At 59.8% G+C, this 23545-nt stretch carries 20 protein-coding genes; 5 read left to right on the forward strand and 15 right to left on the reverse strand.

Annotated features, from left to right (window positions below; genetic code table 11):
• Positions 1 to 2: 2 nt before the first annotated feature.
• The 9 genes from HU754_RS02225 to HU754_RS02265 form a co-directional block, all read right to left on the reverse strand.
• Positions 3 to 812, reverse strand: a complete 810-nt coding sequence (locus HU754_RS02225; RefSeq protein ID WP_186620774.1) for a MetQ/NlpA family ABC transporter substrate-binding protein — start codon at positions 810 to 812, stop codon at positions 3 to 5.
• A 119-nt stretch (positions 813 to 931) separates the two neighbouring features.
• Entirely contained in the window at positions 932 to 2290 is a 1359-nt protein-coding gene (locus HU754_RS02230) for an LLM class flavin-dependent oxidoreductase (protein ID WP_186620772.1), read from the reverse strand.
• Complete coding sequence (locus HU754_RS02235) at positions 2290 to 3483, reverse strand: SfnB family sulfur acquisition oxidoreductase (protein ID WP_186620770.1); 1194 nt, start codon at positions 3481 to 3483, stop codon at positions 2290 to 2292. The genes HU754_RS02230 and HU754_RS02235 overlap by 1 nt, the downstream gene beginning before the upstream one ends.
• Before the next feature lie 25 nt (positions 3484 to 3508).
• Complete coding sequence (locus HU754_RS02240; RefSeq protein ID WP_186620769.1) at positions 3509 to 4750, reverse strand: SfnB family sulfur acquisition oxidoreductase; 1242 nt, start codon at positions 4748 to 4750, stop codon at positions 3509 to 3511.
• Positions 4751 to 5040: 290 nt separating this feature from the next.
• On the reverse strand, positions 5041 to 5805 hold the full coding sequence (locus HU754_RS02245; RefSeq protein WP_186620768.1) for a hypothetical protein: 765 nt from the start codon (positions 5803 to 5805) through the stop codon (positions 5041 to 5043).
• Positions 5806 to 6275: 470 nt separating this feature from the next.
• Positions 6276 to 7025 carry an L-cystine ABC transporter ATP-binding protein TcyN gene (gene tcyN / locus HU754_RS02250; protein WP_093440573.1) on the reverse strand — a complete coding sequence of 250 codons (750 nt, stop codon included), beginning with the start codon at positions 7023 to 7025 and terminating at the stop codon, positions 6276 to 6278.
• A 4-nt stretch (positions 7026 to 7029) separates the two neighbouring features.
• Positions 7030 to 7695, reverse strand: a complete 666-nt coding sequence (gene tcyL / locus HU754_RS02255; RefSeq protein WP_175559671.1) for a cystine ABC transporter permease — start codon at positions 7693 to 7695, stop codon at positions 7030 to 7032.
• Positions 7696 to 7745: 50 nt separating this feature from the next.
• Positions 7746 to 8546 carry a cystine ABC transporter substrate-binding protein gene (tcyJ, locus tag HU754_RS02260; RefSeq protein ID WP_186620767.1) on the reverse strand — a complete coding sequence of 267 codons (801 nt, stop codon included), beginning with the start codon at positions 8544 to 8546 and terminating at the stop codon, positions 7746 to 7748.
• A gap of 273 nt (positions 8547 to 8819) precedes the next feature.
• Entirely contained in the window at positions 8820 to 9812 is a 993-nt protein-coding gene (locus HU754_RS02265) for a D-cysteine desulfhydrase (RefSeq protein WP_186620766.1), read from the reverse strand.
• A 190-nt stretch (positions 9813 to 10002) separates the two neighbouring features.
• Between HU754_RS02265 and epsC the strand changes: the two genes are divergently transcribed.
• Both epsC and betT read left to right on the forward strand, forming a co-directional pair.
• Entirely contained in the window at positions 10003 to 10929 is a 927-nt protein-coding gene (gene epsC, locus HU754_RS02270) for a serine O-acetyltransferase EpsC (protein ID WP_016983653.1), read from the forward strand.
• Between the two features lie 400 nt (positions 10930 to 11329).
• The gene (gene betT, locus HU754_RS02275; protein WP_163030199.1) at positions 11330 to 13291 is read left to right on the forward strand and encodes a choline transporter BetT; all 1962 of its coding nucleotides are present in this window, start codon (positions 11330 to 11332) and stop codon (positions 13289 to 13291) included.
• A 24-nt stretch (positions 13292 to 13315) separates the two neighbouring features.
• On the opposite strand, the gene HU754_RS02280 is transcribed toward betT, so the two are convergent.
• Together HU754_RS02280 and HU754_RS02285 are read right to left on the reverse strand one after the other, a co-directional pair.
• On the reverse strand, positions 13316 to 13576 hold the full coding sequence (locus HU754_RS02280) for a hypothetical protein (RefSeq protein WP_034151866.1): 261 nt from the start codon (positions 13574 to 13576) through the stop codon (positions 13316 to 13318).
• Between the two features lie 189 nt (positions 13577 to 13765).
• Entirely contained in the window at positions 13766 to 14803 is a 1038-nt protein-coding gene (locus HU754_RS02285; RefSeq protein WP_186620765.1) for a LacI family DNA-binding transcriptional regulator, read from the reverse strand.
• Positions 14804 to 15008: 205 nt separating this feature from the next.
• Here HU754_RS02285 and HU754_RS02290 point away from each other — a divergent pair, with 205 nt between their 5' ends.
• The 3 genes from HU754_RS02290 (at position 15009) to mgrA (ending at position 19658) form a co-directional block, all read left to right on the forward strand.
• Positions 15009 to 17234, forward strand: a complete 2226-nt coding sequence (locus tag HU754_RS02290) for a TonB-dependent receptor (RefSeq protein WP_186620764.1) — start codon at positions 15009 to 15011, stop codon at positions 17232 to 17234.
• A gap of 1 nt (position 17235) precedes the next feature.
• The gene (locus HU754_RS02295) at positions 17236 to 18555 is read left to right on the forward strand and encodes an LLM class flavin-dependent oxidoreductase (protein ID WP_186620763.1); all 1320 of its coding nucleotides are present in this window, start codon (positions 17236 to 17238) and stop codon (positions 18553 to 18555) included.
• A 65-nt stretch (positions 18556 to 18620) separates the two neighbouring features.
• Positions 18621 to 19658 carry an L-glyceraldehyde 3-phosphate reductase gene (gene mgrA, locus HU754_RS02300; RefSeq protein WP_150649927.1) on the forward strand — a complete coding sequence of 346 codons (1038 nt, stop codon included), beginning with the start codon at positions 18621 to 18623 and terminating at the stop codon, positions 19656 to 19658.
• Positions 19659 to 19869: 211 nt separating this feature from the next.
• On the opposite strand, the gene tauD is transcribed toward mgrA, so the two are convergent.
• The 4 genes from tauD to tauA form a co-directional block, all read right to left on the reverse strand.
• Positions 19870 to 20712 carry a taurine dioxygenase gene (tauD, locus tag HU754_RS02305; protein WP_186620761.1) on the reverse strand — a complete coding sequence of 281 codons (843 nt, stop codon included), beginning with the start codon at positions 20710 to 20712 and terminating at the stop codon, positions 19870 to 19872.
• Positions 20713 to 20855: 143 nt separating this feature from the next.
• Positions 20856 to 21695 carry a taurine ABC transporter permease TauC gene (gene tauC / locus HU754_RS02310; protein ID WP_186620760.1) on the reverse strand — a complete coding sequence of 280 codons (840 nt, stop codon included), beginning with the start codon at positions 21693 to 21695 and terminating at the stop codon, positions 20856 to 20858.
• Complete coding sequence (gene tauB / locus HU754_RS02315) at positions 21692 to 22486, reverse strand: taurine ABC transporter ATP-binding subunit (RefSeq protein WP_186620759.1); 795 nt, start codon at positions 22484 to 22486, stop codon at positions 21692 to 21694. The genes tauC and tauB overlap by 4 nt, the downstream gene beginning before the upstream one ends.
• 16 nt (positions 22487 to 22502) lie before the next feature.
• Positions 22503 to 23480, reverse strand: a complete 978-nt coding sequence (tauA, locus tag HU754_RS02320; protein WP_186620758.1) for a taurine ABC transporter substrate-binding protein — start codon at positions 23478 to 23480, stop codon at positions 22503 to 22505.
• Positions 23481 to 23545: the final 65 nt, after the last annotated feature.

The following is a 23545-nucleotide window of genomic DNA, read 5'->3' on the forward strand; positions in this document are numbered from 1 at the left end:
GCTCAGCTTTCCCAACCGGCTTGATAGAGCTTGCCGTGGGCTTTATCCAGCGCCGCGCGAACAACCGGCGAATGCTGGTAAATGTCGACGAATTTGATCAGGCGCGGGTCGGTTTTGCTTTTCGGCTGGATGACGAACTGGATCACGTATTCCTTGTGGTCGAGGCCGTCGAACAGCAGCGCCGAACCGGCATCGAAAGTCTTCGCCAGACGAATGTAGGCCGGGTAGCCCTGAACCAGATCGGCGTCGTCATAGGCGCGCACCAATTGCACGGCTTCGACCTGGAGGATTTTGATTTTCTTCGGGTTGGTGACGATGTCGTCTTCGGTGGCTTTGTAGCCGACGCCCGGTTTCAGCGTGATCAAACCGGCCTTGGCCAGCAGTTGCAAACCACGGCCGCTGTTGATCGGGTCGTTGGCGATGGCGACGCTGGCGCCTTCGGGCAACTCATCGAAGCTTTTGTATTTTTTCGAGTAGAGACCGACGTTGTTGATGATCCCCGGGGCGAACGGCACCAGATCAAAACCCGAGGCGGCTTTGGCGTTTTCGAGGAACGGAATGTGCTGGAAGTAGTTCACGTCGATGTCGCCGGCGGCGAGGCTGACGTTAGGCGCGATCCAGTCGGTGAACTCCACCAGTTCGACTTTCAGGCCTTGTCTGGAGGCCTCTTCGACGGCGGCTTCCAAAGGAATGGCGAAGGCGGCGGTGGTGCCGATTTTCAGTGGGGCGTCGGCGGCGAAGATGGCCGAGCTGAACAGGCCGAGAGCCAGGGCCAGTGCTTTGACTGGGTGGGACAGGCGTTTTTTGGTCATGATGAGTTTTCCAGTCAGTGCATAAGATTTGTGGTGTCTGGTCGGGCCTCTTCGCGAGCAAGCTCGCTCCCACAGGGAAATGCATTCCAAATGTGGGAGCGAGCTTGCTCGCGAAGCTTTTAATGCCGGTACGAAGAGCCGGTGTGTTGCTCCGGTAGCTGCGCTGCACCGTGAAACAGCTTCTCGCGCAAGCTGCCACTGTCGTACGCAGTCTTGTACGACCCGCGCCGTTGTAACTCCGGAACTACCAGCTCAATGAAATCGACGTAGCTCTCCGGCGTAACAATGCGGGTCAGGTTGAAGCCATCGAGGCCGGTCTCGGCGATCCACGATTCCAGCTCATCCGCCACTTGCTCAGCCGAACCGACCACGGTGATGTAGCGGCCACCGAGGGCGTGCTGGTCGAGTAATTTGCGCCGGGTCCAGTCATTGTTCTGCAGGTTCTTGGTCGCCGATTGAATAGCGTTGCTCTTCACGTACTGGATCGGTTCGTCGATCTCGTACTGGGAAAAGTCGATGCCGGTGGAGGCGGAAAAATGCGCCACGCCGGCTTCGGCGCTGGCGTAGCTCAGATACTCGGCATGCTTGGCCCACGCGGCTTCTTCGGTCTCGCCGACAATCACGTTAAGGCCCATGAACACCTTGATGTCTTCAGGATTACGCCCGGCTTCGACGGCGCTGGCGCGCACCTTGTCGACCTGAACCTTGGTCGATGGCTTGTTCTGACCGCTGATGAACACGCACTCGGCGTGACGCCCGGCGAACAGCAAACCGCGCTCAGAACTGCCGGCCTGGAACAGCACTGGTGTGCGTTGCGGCGAAGGTTCACAGAGGTGATAACCCTCGACCTGATAGAACTCGCCCCTGTGCTCGACCTTGTGCACTTTTTCCGGGTTGGCGTAGATCCGCTGCTCACGGTTATTCAGTACCGCGCCGTTTTCCCAACTGCCTTCCCAGAGTTTGTAGAGCACTTCCAGGTACTCGTCGGCCTGGTCATAACGACGGTCATGTTCGACCTGTTCGCTGAGGCCCATGGCTTTCGCAGCGCTGTCGAGGTAACCGGTAACGATGTTCCAGCCCACCCGACCACGGCTCAAATGATCGAGCGTCGACATGCGTCGGGCGAACAGATACGGCGCTTCGTAGGTGAGGTTGGCGGTCAGGCCGAAGCCGAGGTTCTTGGTCACAGCGGCCATCGCCGAGACCAGTAGCAACGGATCGTTGACCGGCAACTGGATCGACTCTTTCAACGTCACGTCCACCGAGTTCTGATAGACGTCATACACGCCGACGATGTCAGCGATAAACAACCCGTCGAACAGCCCACGCTCCAGCAGTTGCGCCAGTTCGGTCCAGTATTCAATGGTGTTGTAGCGCGTCGAGGTGTCGCGCGGATGCGTCCACAGGCCATGGTTGATGTGGCCGATGCAGTTCATGTTGAACGCGTTGAGCAGGATCTTCTTTTTCACGGCGCTCATCAGATCGTCCCTCGCAATGGAGGGTTTTCATCGTTGAGGTAGTAGTTGCCCACCGCGTGGTATTTCCAGCGCACCGGGTCGTGCAAGGTGTGCACGCGGGCGTTGCGCCAGTGGCGGTCGAGGCCGTGTTCGATCAGGGTCGCCTGGCTGCCGGCCAGTTCGAATAGCGTGCTGCCGGCGGCCAAAGAGATTTCAGTGCTGATCGCCCGTGCTTCGGCGACGGCAATCGAAGCGGCAGCGACGGTTTCTGCACGGGTCTCGGCTTGCGCAGCGTCGAGGAATTCGCCGGCACGTTCGAGCAAGGCTTCGGTAGCGTGCAGGCGAATGCTCAAGTGGCCGAAGCTTTTCAGCGTCAATGGATCTTCAGTGGCTTTGTCGTTGCCGGAGTCGATCCACGGCCGCGTCTTGCTGCGCACAAAGTGCAGGGCGTCTTCGTAAGCGGCGCGGGCGATGCCGGTGTCGATGGCGGCGTGAAGGATCTGCGCCAGCGGGCCGACGGTGGTTGGACGTTCAAAGGCGCTTTGAAATGGCAACACGTCTTCAGCCGCGACGTACACGTCTTCGAACACCACCGAACCGCTGCCGGTGGTGCGCTGGCCGAAGCCGCTCCAGTCGTCGATCACGGTCAGGCCTTTGCTGTCGCGGGGGACGAAGGCCAGTTGCTGTACACCGTTTTCATCCACCACAGAAGTGGGAATGCGCTGTGCGTAAATCGCGCCGGTCGCATAGAACTTGCGGCCGTTGATGCGATAGCCGTCACCGTCGCGTTTGAGACTGGTGACGCGATCGTGGGCCGTTTTGGTGCCCAGTTCTGCCAAGGCATTGCCGAAGCGTTGGCCAGCGAGCACTTCGGCGTACAGCCGTTGTTTTTGCGCGTGGCTGCCGTTTACGCGCAGCACTTCCAGTGCGTAGAAATGGTTCTGCGGAATCTGCCCAAGCGAGGCGTCAGCCTGAGCGATCAGGGCAATGACTTGGGCCAGAGTTACGTTGGACACGCCAGCGCCGCCGTATTCCTTGGGTACGCTGATGCCCCACAGACCCGAGCGGGAAAACACGTCGAGTTCCGGTAATGGCAAGCGACGTTCACGGTCACGCAGGGCGCTGTCGCGTTTGAAATCTTCGGCCAGGTCGCTGGCGACGATCAGGGCTTGCTCATCGCTGGTGATGACCGCGACGTGATGGGAAAAAGTCATAGGTTTCTCCAGATGTCTGGTCGTCTCAGATCCAGGAATGGCGAGCAGGCAAAGTGCCGTTGAGGCGATAGGCGCCGACCACGTGATATTTCCAGCGCACCGGGTCATGCAGGGTGTGCACGCGGGCGTTGCGCCAGTGGCGGTCGAGGTTGAATTCGGCGAGGGTGGCGCGGCTGCCGGCCAGTTCGAAAAGCTTTTCGCTGGCGAGTAAGGAAATCTCGGTGGTCAGCACTTTCGCTTCGGCCACGGCGATAGAAGCGCGTGCGGCAGATTCGGCAGTGAGCGGCGCAGCGTGTACTTGATCGAGAACCTGCCCGGCCTTGCGCAGCAGCGCTTCGGCGGCGTGCAGTTCGATTTTCAGTTTGCCGATATCGGCGATCACATAAAGATCATCGCTGGCGCGATCAACCTTGGCGTCGATCCACGGCCGTGCGCGGGTTTTGATGAACTCAATGGCGTCATCAATGGCGCCACGGGCGATGCCGGCGTCGATCGCGGCTTGAATCAGCTGCGACACCGCGCCTTGGGTGTTCGGGGTTTCGTTGATCTTCCAGTTGTCGACCACCAGGCTCGACTCGACGCGCACGTTGTTCAGCAGAATCGTACCGCTGGCGGTGGTGCGCTGACCGAAGCCCGACCAGTCATCAACGATGCGCAAACCCGGTGTGCCGCGACGAACGAAGGCCAGCACTTGCTTGCCGTCATCGTTGAGCGCCTTGACCGCGACCCAATGCGCAAACAGCGCGCCGGTGGAGTAAAACTTCTGGCCATTGATCACGAAATCATCGCCATCAGCGGTGATCCGCGCTTTCAGTTCCAAGGTGTTTTTGGTGCCGCGCTCAGGACCGGCGTTGCCGATGCGCCAGCCTTCCAGAACGCTCTGGAATAGCTGTTGTTTCTGCGCTTCGGTGGCGCTGCCGAGTACCAGATTGATGATGCCGAACTGGTTCTGCGGGATCTGCCCCAACGCCGGGTCGGCCGCGGAGATGATCGCGAACACTTCGGCCAGAGTGACGAATGAAACCTGCGGGCCACCGTATTCGCGCGGGATGGCGATGCTGCCTAATCCGCTGCGGGTGAACTGTTCGATTTCCGACCACGGCAGCTTGCGCTGACGGTCGCGTTTGGCCGCCTGCACGCGGGCGACTTGCGCCAGTTCATGGGCGGCCTCGATGGCTTGGGCGTCGTTGCGCAAGACCTGCGCAGGCAACAACAACGGGGCGATGTCCAGATCAGACTGGACGTTTGCATTTGCCAGACTGGACATCAGTGCCGCTCCTTGGCTGCACGCAATGCCCTGGCGATCTGCACTGGGGTGATTGTGTTCCGGACCATACTACCTACCTCACATCTCATGAAAAACGCCGCAAAAGTGCGGCGAACGAATGAATGTCCGGTGGTCCGGTTCATATACCCTAAACGTGTATAAATATTAAATAAACTAACTTTTAGGAATATGCATAGAAGAGGTGATGGTCGGGTTGGTTAAGAATTTTTTTGCGGCTGGAATGATCCGGTGGCGAGGGCGCTTGCTCTCTCGCCACAGGGGCATTGTGTTCAGGGCTTGCGGGATTCGGCGGCTTTGAGTTCGGGCCTGAGCGGGACTTTCAGATAAGGATTTGCGCAGCCGATTTTCAAGGTGCGGGGCGGTGCCCAGCGGGAGTTGTTGCCGACCCGATCGAGAATGCAATACGTCACGTCTAGGCGCAGATCCTCGCCTGCTTCGACGATCACCGACGGCGGTACCCAGACTCGAATCGGCAAGCCGATATCTGCGGCGGTGACCGGTGCCAGATCCATGCGCACGTCACCCCAGCGCAAGGTGATCGCGTCATCCTCGGCCATGTTCAGATACGGCTCGATGGTCAGCGGCACACCGCGTTTGATCTGGTTCGGATTGACGCCCTGACGGCGTATGGCGTCGGGGATGGTCACCGGGGCCAGTTGCTGATTTTCGTCTGCGCTCAGCGCCGTGGGTTGCCCGCCGGGGCAGTCCAGTTTGACCTGTACGCGCGTCGCCGCCGAAAACGCCGGCCCCTGACCGACCTGCATCACCCGGTAGTGGATGCGCGCGGTGCCGTTGGCGATGAAACTTTCCGGCACTCGCAGGCTGACGGTTGTGCCGACGTCATCCGCCGTCAGCACTTTGGAAGCGACATAGCATTTGTTCCAGAACAGCTCGATGAGATCGCCGCTGTCCATATCAGGGTAGGGCGACACCTCGATCAAGAGGTGTGCGGCGGCAGCCAGATTGATGCCGGTTTTTTGCGCTGGCGCGAGGGTCGGCGCTGCCAGTTCGGGGGTGTGCGAAGTGCGGGTCATCGATTTCTCTCCTTGAAGCCTTGCAGCGAAGTCCGTTTCTGAAAGAACAAAAAGCGTGAATAAACTGGCAATAAAGCTTTGGGCTTTTATTCAAGTTGAAGACGGGGTGGTTGAACTAGTTGATGCCGGTTGCCGACTAGATAAGAGTCTGCGGGATGGGGTGTCAATAGACGATATTAGTTAATCCGTGAATTACGAATTAATCAGAAGTTTCCTACGCCATTGCGGCCATATGCCTAGGTGGTCAGGCGAAATTAACCACGAGGCACAGGGCTTTCCCGGCGTTTTATGCGCGGATTTATTTGAGCACTATCATTTGATGTGGCATGGAAGGAGGCGGGTGTTATCTGTTGCAGAACATATATATGTACTGTTAGGGATATGTTTTGTTTGAGAGGGACTGAAGCAGCTAGATGTTTTATAAAGGGGACTTCCATCCGTGGAAGTTGTCGGTGATGCAATAAAAGTTCTCAGGCGTGATTCAGAAACTTGCTGAGAAACTGTTTAGTACGTTCTTCTTTCGGGTTGGCAAACAATGCCTTCGCTTCACCTTGTTCGACGATCACACCTTTATCGAAAAACACCACACGGTTGGCCACGTCACGAGCAAAACCCATCTCGTGGGTGACGATCACCATGGTGCGTTTTTCTTCAGCCAGGCCACGAATCGTCGCCAGCACTTCGCCGACCAGTTCCGGATCGAGCGCCGAAGTCGGCTCGTCGAACAGAATCACTTCCGGTTCCATCGCCAGCGCCCGGGCGATCGCTACGCGCTGTTGCTGACCACCCGAAAGACGACGCGGATAAGCGTCTTCCTTACCGGCGAGTCCGACCTTGGCCATCAGCTTTTTGCCCAACGCAATTGCCTCGTCGCGCGGCATCTTCTTGACCACGATCGGGCCTTCGATGACGTTTTCCAGTGCGGTGCGATGGGGGAACAGGTTGAAGTTCTGGAACACGAAGCCCACATGCTGGCGCAGGTTGCGCACCAGACTTTGCTGCTGGTTCAGCGGGCGGCTGGTATCGATTTCGATATCGCCGACCTTGATCCGGCCACTGGTGGGTTGTTCAAGGAAGTTCAGGCAGCGCAGGAACGTCGTTTTCCCCGACCCGCTGGGGCCGATGATCGCGACGACTTCGCCTTCCTTGACCTCGAGGTCGATGCCGTTGAGCACGACCTGACCCTTGAATTGCTTGGTCAGTTTTTCCACGACAATCATGGGGTCAGGACTCCTGGTCGTGCCGATTGACCCGCTCTTCCAGCTTGTTCTGGAAGTGCGAAAGCACCGTGGCCAGAATCCAGTAGATCAGCGCGGCGGCAAGATACATGGTGAAGACTTCGAAAGTCCGGGCGGTAATCAACTGTGCCTGACGGAACAGCTCCGGCACCTGAATGGTGGCGGCCAGTGCCGTGTCCTTGACCAGTGAAATGAAGCTGTTGCCCAGCGGTGGCAACGCCGTGCGCATCGCTTGCGGCAGGATGGCCCGGCGCAGGGTTTGCGCGCGGGTCATGCCGATGCTCGCAGCGGCTTCCCACTGGCCGCGCTCGATCGAACCGATCGCGGCACGGAGGATTTCACAGGCGTACGCGGCCATGTTCAGCGAAAAGCCGATCAGTGCCGCTGGCAGTGGATCAAGCTCTATTCCCAGTTGCGGGAAGCCGTAATAGATCACGAACAGCTGCACCAGTAACGGCGTACCGCGGAAGAACGACACGTAGACGCGGGCCAGCCAGCTGACCGATTTGAAGCGCGACAGGCGCATCAATGCCAGGCCGAAGCCCAGCAGCAGCCCGAAGAACATCCCGCCTAGGCTGAGGATGACCGTGAAATACGCGCCCTTGAACAGGAAGGGCGCGGAGTCCACCAACAGCTGTGTGGTTTCGGCGATTTGCTGGCTCAACTGCGGGAAGTCCAGTCCGAACTGAAAACCTGCTTCCATTATTTAGTGACGTCTGCGTTGAAGTATTTTTTCGACAGCTTCTCAAGGGTGCCGTCGGCACGCAGTTCGTCGAGCGCCTTGTTCAATGCAGCCAGCAACTCAGGCTCGCCTTTACGCAGGGCAATACCGGATTCCTGACGGGAGAAAGCTTCACCGGCAGCGACGGTTTTTGGCGCTTTCTTGGCGTACTCAAGTGCAGCCAGACGATCGATCAGGATGGCGTCGGTGCGGCCGTTGTTCAGGTCGGCGAACTTGGTCGGATCATCGTCGTAAGTACGGACGTCGGCGCCCGGCACGTTGGCGCGGACCCATTGTTCGTAGTTGGTGCCCAGACCTACGCCGACTTTCTTGCCGGACAGGTCATTGGCGGTCTTGATGTTCAACGCGGCTTCATTGCTCTTCAGCACCAGCGCCTGAATGCCGGAAACGGTGTACGGCTCGGAGAAGTCATACTTCTTCTTGCGCTCTTCGGAGATGGTCACCTGATTGACCACAACGTCCAGACGCTTGGATTCCAGCGCGGCGAGAATGCCGTCCCACTTGGTTGGCTGAATCTTGGCTTTGACGCCGAGTTTTTGCGCCAGCGCTTCGGAGAGTTCGACTTCGAAACCGGACAACTTGCCGTCGGCATCAACGAAGCTGAACGGTGGGTAAGTGCCTTCCAGGCCGACGTTGATAACGCCTTTGTCCTTGATCTGTTGCAACTGTTCACCGGCCACTGCCTGGCCGATCAGGCCGGCGCTGAGCGCAAGCCCCAGCGAACCCACCAGCAGATTGCGACGTAGTGCGGAAAAATTCATGACAAGCCCCTGTGTTTTCTTATGGAAGACGCTTAAGGAAAGTTGGCGAATGGGTGATTCGGACGACAGCGCTATCCTGCCTTAAAGCAGCTTATGCGTCTCTCGCGAAATTCGCCTGCGGCGAGACTATAAGATGTCTGCGTTAGACTTGAAAATACTTAATAGCTGAAATGTTATTCTTTATTGGAATATGTATTGTCTATGTAAAAAGATCGCAGCCTGCGGCAGCTCCTGCATGAGATCACTTGTAGAAGCTGCTGTTTTGATCTTCTGTTACAGGAAATCCTTGTAGGCAAACAACGCCGGCGCCCCACCGGTATGCAGGAAGATGATCGGGCCTTCATCAAAGCGCTGACGACCAATCCCGTCGAGTAAACCTGCCATGGCCTTGCCGGTGTACACCGGATCGAGCAACACCGCTTCCTGACTCGCCAGCAACTTTAGCGCCGCCAGCGTCCCGGCATTCGGCTCGCCATAACGCGGGCCGAAATATTCATCCCACAACTCGACCTTGAAACTGGCCGGCAGTTCGACGCCGAGCAGCGCCGCCGTGCGTTCGGCAAGTCCCTGAACCTTCGGCCGCTGATCTTCTTCACTGCGCGAAACCGTCACGCCAATCACCGGCAATTGCGGCAGCACTTCGCTCAACGCCAATGCCAGACCGCTGTGAGTGCCGGCACTGCCCGAGGCCAACACTACAGCGGCGAAATTCAGGCCGGTGTCGTTGATCTGCTCGGCCAGTTCCAGACCGGCGCGCACATAGCCCAACGCACCGAGCGCATTGGAGCCACCGATTGGCACCAGATACGGCTTCTTGCCGTTGCTGCGCAGGCGGGCGGCGAGGGCGGTCAGTTGTTCGTCGGCGTTGTCGAGGTTGTCGACCAGTTCGACTTTGGTGTCGAACAGATCCAGCAGCAGGCGGTTGCCGTTGCCGGTGTAATTGCTGTCGTCAGTGCCCAGCGGATTTTCCAGCAGCGCCACACAGCCAAGACCGAGTTTGGCGGCGATTGCGGCGGTTTGACGAACGTGGTTCGATTGCAGCGCACCGGCGGTAATTAGCGTATCGGCACCTTGCGCCAAGGCATCGGCGGCGAGGTATTCGAGTTTGCGCAATTTGTTGCCGCCCATGGCCAGCGGCGTCAGGTCATCGCGCTTGATATACACCTCGCGGCCGAGCCAGGTGGACAAGCGTTCGAGTTTTTCCAGGGGCGTCGGGTGGCCGAGCAGGTCGAGACGGTTAAAGCGGTCCAGCTGTTGTTTGATCATGGGTCCGTACTGGCGGAGGAAGATGAAAGGACTATAGGCACGCGCTTTTGCAGGGGCAACCGTGAATCGCTTATAGCCAAATGAACTGAGCCCAGCACTATCGGTTCTTAATTCGCCTTCGCGAGCATGCCGTAAAGTAGGCGCCGTTGACGCGGCCAGACAGTCCGGCCGCCCGAGAGGAGTCTTTACCGTGAGCGAGCGTTCCAGCCATTGGCAATTGCAGACCATCGTCAGTCAACTGCGCAGCGCGCGGGATCAGTGGCGGGCACAGAACGGCCGGGCGTCCGGCGAGCAGGGCGGTCGCGAGTTGCCGTCCCGCGCAGCGATGGCGGAGATTCTTGAAGCATTGTGTGGCGCGTTGTTCCCGATGCGTCTGGGCCCGGTGGATCTGCGCGAAGAGAGTGAAGATTTCTACGTCGGCCACACCCTCGATGTCGCGCTGAATGCGTTGCTGGCGCAGACCCGCCTGGAGTTGCGTTACGTCGCCCGCCATAGTGCGCAGGCCGACACCGAAGTCGAAGCCCGCGCGATTCAGATCGTGCAGGATTTCGCCCTCGCACTGCCGGGCCTGCGCACGCTGCTCGACACCGATGTGCTGGCGGCCTATCACGGTGATCCGGCGGCACGCAGTGTCGACGAAGTGCTGCTGTGCTACCCGGGGATTCTTGCGGTGATTCACCATCGCCTCGCGCACCATTTGTATCGCGCCGGTTTGCCGTTGCTGGCGCGTATCAGCGCGGAAATCGCCCATTCGGCGACCGGTATCGATATCCATCCGGGTGCGCAGATCGGCCGTAGTTTCTTTATCGATCACGGCACGGGCGTGGTGATCGGCGAGACCGCGATCATTGGTGAGCGCGTGCGGATTTATCAGGCCGTGACCTTGGGTGCCAAGCGCTTCCCGGCGGATGAGGACGGGCAGTTGCAGAAGGGCCATCCGCGCCATCCGATCGTTGAAGATGACGTGGTGATTTATGCCGGGGCGACGATTCTCGGGCGGATCACCATTGGCAAGGGGTCGACCATTGGCGGCAATGTGTGGCTGACGCGGAGTGTGCCGGCGGGGTGCAATTTGACTCAGGCCAATTTGCAGCATGATGACGGGACGCAGAAGTAGGCTCTGAAATTGCGTTGCGGCATCTGGCCTCTTCGCGAGCAGGCTCGCTCCCACACTGGAATGCGTTTCAAATGTGGGAGCGAGCCTGCTCGCGAATGATTTTCAGACCAAATCAAGATAATGGCAATCAGCCAATTCTCCAGTGAACGAATACCCTCAAACCCGCGTCATACCCATCCTTGAGCTAGCGTAGGAAAACTACCGCCTAGCCGTACGATTAGTCCTTGCCACCCTATCCATGTTTAACTTGAACGTTCATTCAAGTTAAACCGGTGGTTCGCTGCCCGCTCACAACAGGAGGCTTGCCTTTGCTGAGTCCGATCATTTCAGCCACGTTTCAACCTCTCGAGGTGCACGTTTCATGAGTGCATCGTCTACCCCCGCCAGCGGTCTGGTACGCATGAATCCGCCGGTGTTCTACTTCGCCGCGACGGTCATTCTGCTGTTTGGTCTCGTTGTCATCGCCATGCCGGAGCAGGCAGGCGCCTGGCTGCTGGAAGCGCAAAACTGGGCGGCCAACACGGTCGGCTGGTACTACATGCTCGCGATGACCCTGTATCTGGTCTTCGTGGTGGTCACCGCCTTATCCGGCTACGGCAAGATAAAACTCGGTGCCGACCACGACGAGCCCGAATTCAGTTATTTGTCCTGGGCCGGCATGCTGTTCGCCGCCGGGATCAGCATCACGCTGTTCTTCTTCTGCGTCTCTGAACCGCTGACCCACATGCTCCAACCGCCGCAAGGCGAGGCGGGCACGGCAGACGCGGCACGTCAGGCGATGCAGATTCTGTTTCTGCACTGGGGCCTGCATGGCTGGGGCGTGTTTGCCTTCGTCGGCATGGCGCTGGCGTATTTCGCTTACCGCCACAACCTGCCGCTGGCCCTGCGTTCGGCGCTGTATCCGCTGATCGGCAAACGCATCAACGGCCCGATCGGTTACGCAGTGGACGGCTTCGGCATCATCGCCACGGTGTTCGGTCTGGGCGCCGATATGGGTTTTGGGGTGCTGCACCTCAACTCCGGTCTCGACTACCTGTTCGGCATCGCTCACACCCAGTGGATTCAGGTCGGCCTGATCACGCTGATGATGGGCGCGGCGATCATCGTTGCCGTCTCCGGCGTCGATAAAGGCGTGCGGGTGATGTCCGACATCAACATGCTGCTGGCCTGTGCGCTGCTGCTGTTCGTGTTGTTCGCCGGGCCTACCCAGCACCTGCTCAACACCTTGATCCAGAACCTTGGCGACTACCTTGGCGCCTTGCCGATGAAGAGTTTCGACCTCTACGCCTACGACAAACCGAGCGACTGGCTCGGCGGTTGGACAGTGTTTTACTGGGCCTGGTGGATTGCATGGTCGCCGTTCGTGGGCCTGTTCATCGCGCGGATTTCCCGTGGCCGGACCATCCGTGAATTCGTTTTCGGCGTGCTGCTGATTCCGCTCGGTTTCACCCTCGCGTGGATGTCGATTTTCGGCAACAGCGCGTTGGATCAAGTGCTCAACCACGGCATGAGCGCGCTGGGCATGTCGGCCATCGACAATCCGTCGATGAGCATTTACCTGCTGCTGGAAACCTACCCGTGGAGCAAAACCGTCATCGCTGTGACGGTGTTTATCAGCTTCGTGTTCTTCGTGACGTCTGCCGACTCCGGCACCGTGGTGCTCTCGACCTTGTCGGCCAAGGGTGGCAACCCGGACGAAGACGGGCCGAAATGGCTGCGGGTGTTCTGGGGCGCGATGACGGCGCTGATCACCAGTGCGCTGTTGTTCTCCGGCAGTATCGATGCGCTGAAATCAGCGGTAGTGCTGACCTCGTTGCCGTTCTCGTTGATCCTGCTGCTGATGATGTGGGGCCTGCACAAGGCGTTCTATCTGGAGTCGCAGAAGCAGATCGCGCAGTTGCACTCGCTGGCACCGGTCTCCGGTTCACGGCGCGGTACGGGCGGCTGGCGTCAGCGGCTGAGTCAGGCGGTGCACTTCCCGTCGCGTGACGAGGTGTACCGTTTCATGGACACCACGGTGCGCCCGGCGATTGAAGAAGTGACGGCGGTGTTCGTCGAGAAAGGCCTCAACGTGGTCACCCAGCCGGATCCGGCGAATGACAGCGTCAGCCTCGAAATCGGCCATGGTGATGCGCATCCGTTCATCTATCAGGTGCAGATGCGCGGCTACTTTACGCCGTCGTTCGCGCGTGGCGGGATGGGCTCGAAGCAGCTCAACAATCGTCGCTACTACCGCGCCGAAGTGCATTTGAGCGAGGGCAGTCAGGACTACGATCTGGTCGGCTACACCAAAGAACAGATCATCAACGACATCCTCGATCAGTACGAACGGCACATGCAATTCCTGCACTTGGTACGTTGATCGGCGCCTGAGCGCCGGGTCCGTTCAGGACTCGGCGCTCAGCACCATGAACAACACCATCGCCGCCATCGGCACACCGAATACCGCACTGCCAATCGCTATTTCCGAACCCAGCGGCTGGCCGGCGTGCACCACACCCACCGCGCCGTTAATCACCGTCAACGCCAGCCAAAGCGCGGCGAAGCCGTAGGCCATGGTCTGGCGGCTGAAGCCGATGCGCTCGCCGATGTAGAGCATCAGAGCGAGCAGGACCAGGCCGAAGAAAATGATGATGGCGGTGTGCATGGCGGGTTCTGTCTGGTGAAGGTGCATTGCCTGAATAATCGCTTTCGCGAGCAGGCTCGCTCCCACAATGGATCTCGGCTGGACATAAATTTTACGTACACAGGAAATCCCTGTGGGAGCGAGCCTGCTCGCGATAGGGCCACCTCGGTGTTCTTTAGAGCATAGCCAATCCAGCCCCCACCATATTCATCAGGTGCTTTCGCGTTCGATGACTTGGCATTGCAGCAGGTTCAGACGTTGCACTTCGTCGCTCGGCAACACGCCAAGACTTTCCAATACGCGTGTTGCGGCCAGTACGCCGATCTCCAGCGCCGGCGGTTTGATCGTGCTCAGGCTAGGTAGCAGCATCTCGGCGAACGGGTAATCGCCGAAGCCAAGAACGGCACAGTCTTCGGGGATTTTCAAACCGGCGCGTTGCCCGGCAAGCAGGCCGCCGGCGGCGAGGTTGTCGTTGGCGAAAATGATTGCGTCGGGGCGCGGTGAGGCATTCATCAGCGCATCCATCGCCTGTTTGCCGGCCTCGAATGGCGCACGATCGGCGTCAGGGGCGTAGACCCAAGGATCCAGGCCGGATTTACGCAAGGTCGCCGCGTAACCATCGCGGCGTTCCAGGGCGCTGAAGTCACCCGGCGCACTGTTCTGCACGAAGGCGATACGTTGGTAGCCTTTTTCCAGCAGATATCTGGCGGCTGTCACGCCCACCTCGAAATGCGAAAAACCGATCTGCATCGGCTCACGCTCCGGCTGGTAATCCCACGTCTCGATCACCGGAACATCCGCCTCGGCGATCATCTTTTCCGTGCCCGCACTGTGAAAGTGACTGGTCAGCACCAGCGCCGCTGGCGACCAGCCGAGAAACGCACGCACGGCGTTTTCTTCTTGTTCAGTGCTGAAGTAACTCGACGCCAGCAACAGCTGATAGCCATGGCGGCTAAGCATATCGCTGAAGCCTTGAATGGTATTGGCGAAGATCGGCCCGGAGATGTTCGGGATCACCATGCCGACAATTTTCCCCCGCGCCGAGGCCAGCCCGCCGGCCACCAGATTCGGCACGTAACCCAACTCGGCCACCACCGCCGCAATCCGCTCGCGACGCTCGGGCGAAACCTGCTCAGGTTGGTTGAAATAGCGTGACACGGTGATCGCCGAAACCCCGGCCTCACGCGCCACGGCATTCAGCGTTACACGCCCGGCGCCACGACGTTTGCGGGGTTTTTCTTCGCTCAAGGCTCGATCCTTCTAAAAAACCAAATCGCATATAAAAGTAATTTTTCAGTATTGGACGCTCTATGTGCGGCTTGCCAATACTGTCGATGGTAGCGCTAACAAAGCGCGCTGTCTGCTACTCGCTCGAGCGAATGCCCAAGACACCGATTCAGGCGCTGTCGTCGCAGAACGGCAGCGGTTAAGGGCCAATTTCGAGCGGGCAAACATGCATAACATTCCTGGGGCGACACACACACTGGCGCAGTCGATTCGCGCCGCCGGCTGGTTATTCACGGGGTTGGCGGCGCTGCCGTTGCCCAACGCATTCGCTGCCGAGAGCAGTGATCAGGAGCCGACACTCAAATCCGTGACCGTCACTGCCACGCGCCGCGAAGAGTCACTGCAAAAAGTGCCGGTCGCGGTGTCCGTCATCGACGGCGAACAACTTGAGCGCGACAACCGCAACGGTGTGGCGAGCATCGTCCAGCAAGTGCCGTCGCTGAACTTTCGCACTGGCGCTTCGAACAAGGACACCTCGTTGTTCGTGCGCGGTGTCGGCACGATTTCCACCTCGCCGGGTGTCGAGCCGACCGTGGCGACGGTGATCGACGGCGTGGTCTACGCGCGTCCCGGGCAATCCACTCTCGACTTGCTGGATCTGGAGCGCGTCGAAGTGCTGCGCGGCCCGCAAGGTACGCTGTTCGGCAAGAACGCCTCGGCCGGTGTACTCAACATCACCAGCAAGGCGCCAACCGCCGAGACCCACGGTTACATCGATCAGTCGTATTACAGCGGTAACGAAAGCCGCACCCGATTCGGCATTGGCGGCAGCCTGATTCCGGACACGTTGAAAGGCTCGATCAGCACGCTGTTCGGCACCTACGATGGCAACGTCAACAACCAGCACAATGGCCAGGAGGTCAACGGTTACAACCATCGCGGCGTGCGCGGCAAACTCGAATTCACCCCGAATGACGACGTCACCTTCACCTTGATCGCCGACTACATGCAGTCCCACGACGACGGTCCAAACGGTGTGGTCAGCAAGTCGCTGACCCCGGCCTTCGCCAATGCGCTGAGCCCGGTCAATGCGAGCAGCCATAACCGCGACATCAACACCGACACCCGCTCACACGTTGAGGACACCAACAAGGGTCTGTCCGGCCAGCTCGATTGGCAACTGGGCGATTACACCCTGACCTCGATCACTGCATGGCGCGGTTGGGACAACACCCAATATCAGGACGGCGACCGTCTCGGTACGGTGACGGCGGCGTTTCCCGGCACGGCGGACAAGGGCGATCTGGCCTTCGATCAATACTCGCAAGAGCTGCGCCTGGCTTCGCCGAAGGGCGAATTTCTCGAATACGTCGGTGGCCTGTTCTACATGCACGGCAAGGACGACGAGACCTATCAACGCACACTGACAACGACCACGCGCACCGACCAAGGCGTCGCCGATTACAGCACCACCAGCGACAGCTATGCGGTGTTCGGTGAGAGCACGCTGAACTTCACCTCGGACTTTCGCGGCATCGCCGGCCTGCGCTACACCCACGACGATCTCGAATACGATCACCGCCGCGTCTCCACTTCAGCGACCACCGTCAGCGGCATTCAACCGGCGACCAGCAGTTCAGGTTCTGTCGACGAAGATGGCTGGTCCGGCCGCCTCGGTGTGCAGTACGACTTGAGCGATGCCGTCACTACCTATCTGACCTACTCGCGCGGCTACAAAGGCCCGGCCTACAACGTCTTCTTCAACATGCAGCCGCGCGACACCGAAGCGCTGAAACCGGAGACCTCCAACACCTGGGAAGCGGGCATCAAAGCCACTTCCTGGAACAATCGCCTGACCACCAATCTCGCGGTGTTCCACAGCGACTACGACAACTATCAGGCGAACTTCTTCGACACCGTCGCCGGGCAAGTGGTGACGCGCTTGATCAACGCCGGCAGCGTCAGCAGCGAAGGCATCGAACTCGATTACGCCTTGCAGGCGACCCAGCAATTGAAACTGTCCGGCGCACTCGCCTACACCCGTGCGCGCATCGACGAATTCGCCTGCCCGGCAGGCGCAGCGGCGTCGTGCAACGTCAACGGCAAACCGCTGCCGTTCAGTCCGGACTGGAAAAGCTACGTGCGCGCCGACTACAGCATCCCGCTGGATAACGGTCTGGATATCGAACTCGGCACCGACTATAGCTGGCAGAGCGAAGTGCAGTACGACATCAGCCAGAACGTCGACACCAAGCAGGGCGCCTACGGTCTGTGGAACGCCAGTGTCGCGCTGGCTGATTACAGCAATGGCTGGCGCGTGGCACTGCTGGGCAAAAACCTCACCGACAAGTCGTACTCGCCATTGCTCGCCAGCGGCGGCAATTACATCTATCGCGCCGTGCCACGGGACGACGAGCGCTACTTCGGCGTGCAACTGCGCAAGGATTTCTGAGATGAGCAGACAGTTGAAACTCGGCGCGTTCCTCATGGCCACCGGGCACCATGTGGCAGCGTGGCGTCATCCGGATGTGCCGGCCAACGCGGGTCTGGATTTCGCCCATTACAAGCGGCTGGCGCAAATTGCCGAGGCGGCGAAGTTCGATGCGTTGTTTGTCGCTGACAGCGTCGCCGCGCCAACTCAGGACATCGCCAGCCGCATGGCGCGTTCCGATCACTTTGAACCGCTGACCTTGCTCTCGGCCCTGAGTGCGGTGACAGAGCATATCGGCCTGATCGCCACGGCGACCACCAGTTACAACGAGCCGTATCACGTGGCGCGCAAATTTGCTTCGCTCGATCACCTGTCGGGTGGCCGCGCGGGGTGGAATCTGGTGACGTCGGACAATGCTGCCGAAGCGCTGAATTTCGGGCGTGACGAACACATTGGTCACGCCGAACGCTACAGCCGAGCCCGCGAGTTTCATCAGGTGGTGACCGGGCTTTGGGACAGTTGGGAGGACGACGCTTTTGTGCGCGACAAGGCGAGCGGGGCGTATTACGACCCTGCGAAGTTGCACGTTCTGGATCATGTTGGTGAACACTTTCGCGTCAAAGGTCCGCTGAACGTTGCGCGTTCGCCGCAGGGGCAACCGGTGATCGTGCAGGCCGGTTCTTCCGAGACTGGGCGCGAATTGGCGGCGCAGACCGCTGAGGTGGTGTTCACCGCGCAGACCTCTCTGGCCAACGCTCAGGCGTTCTACGCCGACCTCAAAGCACGATTGCCCAAGTACGGTCGCAGCGCCGATGCACTGAAAATCATGCCCGGGGTTTTCGTCGTGGTCGGCGGCACCGAAGTCGAAGCGCGGGAAAAATGTGAAACGTTTCAGCAATTAGTCGAACCCGAGGTTGGCGTTGCCTTGCTTGGGCGTATGCTGGGCAACTTCGATTTGTCGAAGTACCCGCTGGACGGGCCGTTGCCGGACTTGCCGATGACGGAAAGCGGTCAGCAGAGCCGGCAGAAACTGCTCACTGAGCTGGCGGGGCGGGAGAACCTTAGCCTTGCCGAACTGGGTCGCAAGATTGCGGGCGGACGCGGGCATTACAGCCTGGTCGGTACGCCGGAGCAGATTGCCGATCGTTTGCAGGAATGGTTCGAACAGGGTGCAGCGGACGGTTTCAACGTGCTGGTGCCGCACTTGCCCGGCGGGCTCGAAGACTTCGCCAATGGCGTGGTCCCGGAACTGCAACGGCGCGGGCTGTTCAGAACCGAGTATGAAGGCCGGACGTTGCGCCAGAACCTGGGTCTGGCCCGACCCGGCAATCGATTTGTGTAACACCCTTCGCGAGCTTGCTCGCGAAGCAGTCGACACCCTATTCAAGACAGACAAGAGAGGATTCGATGACTTACACCGCTGCCGAAAACCGCTACGACTCCATCCCTTACCGCCGCGTCGGCCGCAGCGGTCTGGTGCTGCCGGCGTTGTCGCTGGGCCTGTGGCATAACTTCGGTGACAGCACGCCGATCGACACCCAGCGTGCCTTGTTACGTACCGCGTTCGACCTGGGCATCAACCACTTCGACCTGGCCAACAATTACGGCCCGCCCTACGGCAGTGCCGAGATCAATTTCGGTCGCCTGCTGCGCGAAGACTTCAAGCAGTACCGCGACGAGCTGATCATCTCCAGCAAGGCCGGTTGGGACATGTGGCCCGGTCCTTACGGTCAGGGCGGCGGTTCGCGCAAATACGTACTGGCCAGCCTCGACCAGAGCCTGCAACGCCTGGGTCTCGATTATGTGGATATCTTCTATTCGCACCGCTTCGACCCGGACACCCCGCTGGAAGAAACCGCCAGCGCCCTCGCGACCGCGGTGCAACAGGGCAAGGCTTTGTACATCGGTATCTCGTCGTATTCCGGGGTAAAAACCCGTGAGATGGCGGCGCTGTTGAAAGAGTGGAAAGTGCCGCTGTTGATTCACCAACCAGCGTACAACCTGCTCAATCGCTGGGTGGAAAAGGATCTGCTGGATACCACCGATGAACTCGGCACGGGCGTGATTGCTTTCACTCCGTTGGCGCAAGGTCTGCTCACCGACAAATACCTCAACGGCGTGCCGGCGGATGCGCGGGTCAATCGTCCGGGCGGCGGTTCGTTGCAGGCTTCGCACTTGTCCGAGGCCAACATCGCTCATGTGCGCGCATTGAACGAGATCGCCAAGCGTCGTGGTCAAAGTCTGGCGCAACTGGCGCTGGCGTGGACGTTGCGGGATCCTCGGGTGACCTCGGCACTGATTGGTGCGAGCCGGCCGGAGCAGATTATCGAGAACGTCGGGGCGTTGAAGAATTTGAGCTTCAGTGCAGAGGAATTGGCGGAGATTGACCGGTTTGCCCAAGAGGGTGGGATCAATCTTTGGGAGAGGCCTTCGACGGCGGAGTGATGAAGATTGGGTTTGGTCAGCAAGATCCATCCCCCTCACCCCAGCCCTCTCCCCCAGGGGGGCGAGGGGGAAAGGGAGCCGATCTTCATGCTTTTCAAAACTTGAATTCAACCCGACATTTCAGGTCGATGTAGCTAGTACAAACACCTCGGTCAGTTCCCTCTCCCTCCGGGAGAGGGTTAGGGTGAGGGGCTTTTGCCTTTAAAAGGGCTCAGCGAAAAAACGGCACATCCCCCAACACCGTCGCCCGCTGCATCACCCGCCGCGCCGGCCGATAATCATCCACCGCGTAATGCTGCGTCACGCGGTTATCCCAGAACGCAATATCGTCCTTTTGCCAACGCCAGCGAATGGTGAATTCCGGCCGCGTCGCATGGGCGAACAGAAACTTCAGAATCGCCTCGCTCTCGGTTTCCGACAGCTCATTGATCTTCGACGTGAAGCCTTCATTGACGAACAACGAACGCCGCCCGCTGACCGGATGCGTACGAATCACCGGGTGCGACAGCGGTGGATTCTTGCGTCGGGCCTCTTCCCACTGCGCCAACGCTTCCGGCGTATTGCCGTAGCGCTCCAGCGGAAACGAGCGAGTGAAATCGTGAGTCGCGGTCAGCCCTTCGAGCAAGGCTTTCATTGGCGCCGACAGCGCTTCGTACGCAGCAATCCCGCTGGCCCACAGCGTGTCGCCACCGAACTCCGGCAGCAACTTGGCGCTGAGCACGGCGCCCATCGCCGGCGTCGGCAGGAAGGTCACGTCGGTGTGCCAGATCGCGTTGTCGCGCACGTCGGTGACGGCGGTGTCGAGGATCAGCACTTCCGGTTGTTCCGGTACGTTCGGGTAGATCGGGTGAATGTGCAGGTCACCAAAGTACGCAGCGAAACGCGCCTGTTGCGGCGGTTCGATTGGCTGGTTGCGGAAGAACAGCACTTGATAATTGAGCAGCGCCTGCTCGATCGCGTCGCGGTGTTCCAGGGTCAACGGCTGGCTGATGTCGACGCCGCTGATCTGCGCGCCGAGGGCTGAGCTTAATGGGGTGATGTTCAGGCTGCTCATGGTCTTTCTCTTCGAATTCGGGGTTCAAGCTTTTGTAGGAGTGAGCCTGCTCGCGATTGCAGACTGGCAGTCAATGCTGTGGTGAATGACACACCGCAATCGCGAGCAGGCTCGCTCCCACAGGGGAAGTTTTACAGGGCGATTTAGTGGGCCTGGCCGTGCCATGGCACCAGTTTGCGCTGCAGGGCGCGCAGGCCCATTTCCATGGCGAAGGCGATCAGGGCTATGACCAAAATCCCCAGCACCACCACATCGGTGACCAGGAACTGCGCAGCCGACTGCACCATAAAGCCCAAACCGCTGGTGGCCGCGATCAGTTCCGCCGCGACCAAGGTCGACCAACCGACGCCCAGGCCAATGCGTACGCCGGTGAGAATGTCCGGCAGCGCGCTCGGCAAAATCACATGACGAATCAGTTGCACGCGAGTCGCGCCCAGCGACTGTGCTGCACGCAATTTCGCCGGATCTACCGTGCGCACGCCGGTCGCCGTGGCAATGGCAATCGGCGCGAAAATCGCCAGATAAATCAGCAGCACTTTCGACAATTCGCCGATGCCGCACCAGATCACGATCAGCGGCAGATAGGCCAGCGGTGGAATAGGGCGGTAGAACTCGATCAGTGGATCGAGCACGCCACGGGCGATGCGATTGGCGCCGATGGCAATGCCCACGGGCACGGCGGTCAGGATCGCAAAACCGAGGCCCAGACCGATGCGGCTCAGACTCGCGCCGAGGTGCTGCCACAACGTCGAATCCATGTACCCCGTGGTCGCCAGCAACCAGCCCTTTTGCAGCACGGCGGACGGTGGCGGCAGGAACAGCGGCTCGATCAAACCGGTGGCCGTCACCGCCCACCAGATCGCCAGCAATACAAACAACGTCAGCAAGCTGATCCAGCGCGTGCTGAGGCTACGGCGCACCGGAATCACCGCAGAAGCGCTGACCGGTTTTACCGCCGCCGAGGAAACGTCGTAACTGCTCATGCGCGCTCCTGCCGTTGCCCGGCGCTGCGTTGCGAGAACACTTTGCTCAGCACGTGTTCACGGGTTTCGATAAAACGCGGATCGGATTTGATCGCACGGGCGGACTCGCCAGCGGCGTAACGCTGACCGAAATCCAGGTGCAGACGCTCAACGATCTGCCCCGGATTCGGCGCGAGCAGAATCAGGTCAGTGGCGAGGAAAACCGCTTCTTCAATATCGTGGGTAATCAGGAAAACCGGCTTGGCCGTGCGCTGCCAGACTTGCAGCAACAGCTCTTGCATCTGTTCGCGGGTGAACGCGTCGAGGGCACCGAAAGGCTCGTCCATCAGCAACACGCGCGGATCAGCGGCGAGGGCGCGGGCGAGGCCAACACGTTGTTTCTGGCCGCCGGAGAGTTGCCAGATGCGGCGACTTTCGAACCCGGAAAGATCAACCAGTGCGAGCATTTCACGGGCGATTTTTTCGCGTTTGTCCCGGGCGATACCGGCCAGTTCGAGACCGAACGCGACGTTCGCCAGCACGTCCTGCCATGGCAGCAACGCATCATCCTGGAACACCACGCCCCGTTCGGCGCTCGGGCCTTTGACCGGCACACCGTCGAGGGTGATGCGCCCGGCGCTCGGCTCGACGAAACCGGCAATCAGGTTCAACAGCGAAGTCTTGCCACTGCCGGACGGGCCGAGGGCCACCAGCAATTGCTGAGGCCCCAGGGTCAGAGAAATATCCGCCAGCACCGGTGTCGGGCTGCCCGGGTACTGTGCGCTGATGCGCTCCAGCTGTAGCAAGGCCATCGCGGTTAACTCCCGATCAGTTGGTGATGTATTTGGCGCTGACGTATGGCGCATAGTCCGGCAGAACCGCTTCGACCTTGCCTTGCTCCTTGAGGAACGCGGCGGTGTCAGTGATGGCTTTGGTGGTCGGCGCGCCGAGGCTGACGACCTGGTCCGCCGCCAGCGGGTAGACGTTGCCTTGCAGCAACAGCGGAATGTCGCTGGCCTTGGCGCCGGAGAGTTTCACCAGTTTGTCGACGTTGGACTGATCGGCGAGCCAGGCTTTCGGGTCTTTGCGGTAGTCGGCGTAGGCGTCGAGGGTGACCTTGGCGAACGCGGTGACGATTTCCGGGTGCTTCTCGGCGAAGTCTTTGCGCACGATCCACGCATCGAAGGTCGGCGCGCCGAACTTGGCCAGCCCGCCGGAAGTGATCAGCACTTTGCCGTTTTCCTTGGCCACGCCGAGGGCCGGATCCCAAACGTAGGTGGCGTCGATATCACCGCGTTTCCACGCGGCAATGATCGCTGGCGGCGCGAGGTTGAGCACGGTGACCTTCGACGGGTCGATGTTCCAGTGCTTCAGCGCGGCGAGCAGGCTGTAGTGACCGGTGGACACGAAGGGCACGGCGATTTTCTTGCCGATCAGGTCTTGCGGGGTCTTGATCCCGGAACCGTCGCGAGCGACCAGTGCTTCGGCGGCGCCGATCTGCGTGGCGATGAGGAACGTTTCGACCGGGACTTTGCGCGTGATCGCCGCGGTCAGCGGGCTCGAACCGAGGTAGCCGATCTGCACGTCACCGGAGGCGATGGCGGCGATGATGTCGGCGCCGTTGTCGAACTTGCGCCAGGCGATGTCGGCTTTGGTGGCTTTTTCGTAGGCGCCGTCGGCCTGGGCGACTTTCGCCGGGTCAACGGTGGTTTGGTAGGCGACGGTAAGGTCGGCGGCCTGGGCCAGAAAACTCGCGGCAGCCAGGGAGGCTACGGCGAGCAGGCGAAGCGGGAAATTCAGTTTCATTGAACAGCTCCATATCAGGCGACCGAACGTCGGCGTGAAAGGAGACTAAATGATCTAAGAATCGG

The organism is Pseudomonas zeae (genome assembly GCF_014268485.2).
GTDB lineage: Bacteria > Pseudomonadota > Gammaproteobacteria > Pseudomonadales > Pseudomonadaceae > Aquipseudomonas > Aquipseudomonas neuropathica.